2 protein-coding genes are annotated in these 3,134 nt (G+C 29.9%); both read left to right on the top strand.

The window, feature by feature from the left end:
* Nucleotides 1-169: 169 nt before the first annotated feature.
* Nucleotides 170-1,114 (top strand): replication factor C small subunit, encoded by a 945-nt coding sequence (locus Q0138_RS06065; protein WP_297982079.1) that lies wholly within the window; start codon nt 170-172, stop codon nt 1,112-1,114.
* A 176-nt stretch (nt 1,115-1,290) separates the two neighbouring features.
* Entirely contained in the window at nt 1,291-2,913 is a 1,623-nt protein-coding gene (locus Q0138_RS06060) for a replication factor C large subunit (RefSeq protein WP_297982077.1), read from the top strand.
* Nucleotides 2,914-3,134 lie beyond the last annotated feature (221 nt).

The following is a 3,134-nucleotide window of genomic DNA, read 5'->3' as shown; positions in this document are numbered from 1 at the left end:
TAATTAAAACTAATTATTAATTAAAACTAATTAGAACTAATTAAAACTTATAAAAACTAATTAAAACATTTAATTCTTAAATAAATAACTTTATGAATAAAAGAAAGAATTTAATGAATAAAAAAATTAAATACAATATTTTCCGAAATCCGTAAAAATAGTGATTATTATGTTAGGACCATGGGTAGAAAAGTACAGACCGCAAACTTTAGATGATGTTGTAGGACAAAAACACATTGTAAGCAGATTAAAACAATATGTTGAAGAAGGAAACATGCCAAACTTAATGTTTACAGGTCCTGCAGGTGTAGGTAAAACAACATCCGCTCTTGCATTGGTAAAAGCAATCCTAGGTGATTACTGGAGACAAAACTTTTTGGAATTAAACGCTTCAGATGCAAGAGGTATCGATACAGTAAGAACAAACATTAAGAATTTCTGTCGTTTAAAACCTGTTGGAGCCCCATTTAGAATTATCTTCTTGGATGAAGTTGATAACATGACTAAAGATGCTCAACAAGCACTTAGACGTGAAATGGAAATGTATACCAAAACAGCATCATTCATATTATCATGTAACTATTCCTCAAAAATCATAGATCCTATCCAATCCAGATGTGCAATATTCAGATTTGCTCCAATCAGAGCAGAGGAAATTGGAGAAAGATTGAAATACATCGCCCGCAGTGAAGGTTGCGAATATGATGACAAGGCTATTGAAACCATTGTTTACTTTGGTGAAGGTGATATGCGTAAATCAGTAAACATGCTTCAATCTGCAGCATCAACTGGAAAAATTACTGAAGACCATGTATTTGAAGTTGTTTCCAAGGCAAAACCACAAGAAATCAAAAACATGGTAAATGCAGCCTTAATGGGTAACTTTATGGAAGCGCGCACCATTTTAAGGGATGTTATGATTTTGCAAGGTACAAGTGGAGAGGATATGGTTAATCAAATTTATCAGGAAGTTTCCAAAAGAGTTATGGAAGGTAAGATGGATGGTGAAATCTATATGAATTTAATTGGTGCAATAGCAGAAACTGATTTTAGAATAAGAGAAGGAGCTAATCCAAGAATCCAATTGGAAGCATTGCTTGCTAAGTTTTTATAAATAATCAATGCAATTTATTTAAAAATTAATTTAATACTTAAAAATTACATTATAATGTTTAAATTGATTAATTTTTGATTTAAAGAAAAAATAAATTGATCATATATTAAATTAAAAGAGAAATTAATTTAGTGTATATTAAATTAAAGAGAAATCTATAAAATATAGGTTATAATATGTTATGGACAGATAAATACAGGCCAAAAAGATTTGAGGATGTTGTCGGTAATGTAAAACAAAAAAAGGCAATACAAGAATGGCTTGATCAGTGGAAAAACGGAAATCCTCAGCCTCCTTTATTACTTATAGGTCCTGCAGGAACAGGAAAAACAACTATTGCCCATATTATTGCTAATGAATTCTCTGAATATATTGAACTTAATGCAAGTGATAAACGTTCATATGACTTATTGATAAATACAATAGGAGAATCTGCAAACACCTATTCCCTATTTGGAGAAAATAAAAAATTAATAATAATGGACGAAGTTGATGGAATTCATGGAACAAATGATAGGGGAGGAACCAGGGCTTTAAATAAAATCATTAAGGAAAGTAAACAGCCTATTGTAATGATGGCTAATGATTTTTACAGCAATAAATTAAACACCATCAAGAAAAACTCAAAAGTTCTTAAAATGGACAAGATAAAATCTCCATCCATAAACAAATATCTAAGGGATGTTGTTTTAAAGAATGAGGAAATAGAAGTTGATAAGAAGGTCTTAAGTCAATTGGCCAAACGTTCCAATGGAGATTTACGTTCTTCAATAAATACATTACAGGCTTTGGTTGAAAATGGAGGGGAATTAACCGAAGAAACCCTTGAAACAACCGGCCAAAAGGATAATTCAGCTACAATTTTTGATGCAGTTACCAGAGTCCTTAAAAGCATGAATGCAAGTAATGTTAAAAGAACATTGATAGAAACCAATGAGGATCCCAGTTTAATCATGGAATATATTGCCGAGAATATTCCAAGGGAATATGAAAGCAATAAGGAAATTAAGGAAGCTTATGAAAATATAAGCAAGGCGGATTTATACTTGGGAAGAACAAGATCCAGCCAATATTACGGTTATTGGAGATATGCATCAGACTTTATGGGTCCAGGTGTCTCATTATCCAAAAAGGCAACTTATAAGAAATTTTCACGTATTCAAGGACCTATGGCATTTACATTAATGGGTAGAACCCGTGGTAAAAGGGCTTTAAGGGATAATATTGCAGCAAAAATGGAAGAGAAAATGCATGTTTCACTTCAAGTGGCATATACCATTTTCCCATATTTTGAGATAATGTTTGAAAATGATGAACTTGCTTGGGAAATTTCAGACTTTTTAGAGCTTGAAGAGGATGAAATTAAACGTTTCAGAAAGAAAAAGATTCCTAAGGCTGTAATTAAAAAGATGGAAAAGAAAAAAGCCGAAATGATGGAAATAGAAAAGGAAAAATGGCGTGAAGAAGTCAGGAAAGGCATCTACAGTCAAATTCCAGACGAAATTATACTAAATGATTCAAGAGAAGATGAATCTGAAAACATTGAAATTGATGGTTTATCTGATGAGGAATTGGATGCCATTGCAGAGGAATTCTCATTGGACAGTTCCACATCCAGAAAATCCAAATTATCCAAAGGAAAGAATATTGATAATAATGAGGATAATGATAAAAAAGAGGATAATGGGGATAAAAAATCAGAGGAAAAAAAAGATTCTAAATCAAAATCTAGAAAAAGAACTAGAGAATCTCCTGAAGAACCTCTTGAAAAAGGTCAAACTTCATTATTCAGTTTTTAATAAGATTTCTCTAAATTAATTTTATTAATAACATTTTATTTTTTTAATTTCTTTAAATTTTAATTTTCTATTTTTATTAATTTATATTATTCATATTTTTAGTTTAACTTATTTAATTTTCATTACAAATTATTATTTTTTATTATTTTTTTTAGTTTAACTTATTTAATTTTCATTACAAATTATTTTATTTTATTATTTTTATTTTTATTCAAATTATA

The organism is uncultured Methanobrevibacter sp. (assembly GCF_937906425.1).
Lineage (GTDB): Archaea > Methanobacteriota > Methanobacteria > Methanobacteriales > Methanobacteriaceae > Methanobrevibacter.
The sequence above is the reverse complement of the archived record's forward strand: the minus strand, read 5'-3'. Positions and strand labels throughout refer to the sequence as shown.

Coding starts and splice junctions, on each gene's coding strand:
- Q0138_RS06060 (WP_297982077.1), top strand. CDS start 1,291: ATGTTATGGACAGATAAATACAGGCCAAAAAGATTTGAGGATGTTGTC.
- Q0138_RS06065 (WP_297982079.1), top strand. CDS start 170: ATGTTAGGACCATGGGTAGAAAAGTACAGACCGCAAACTTTAGATGAT.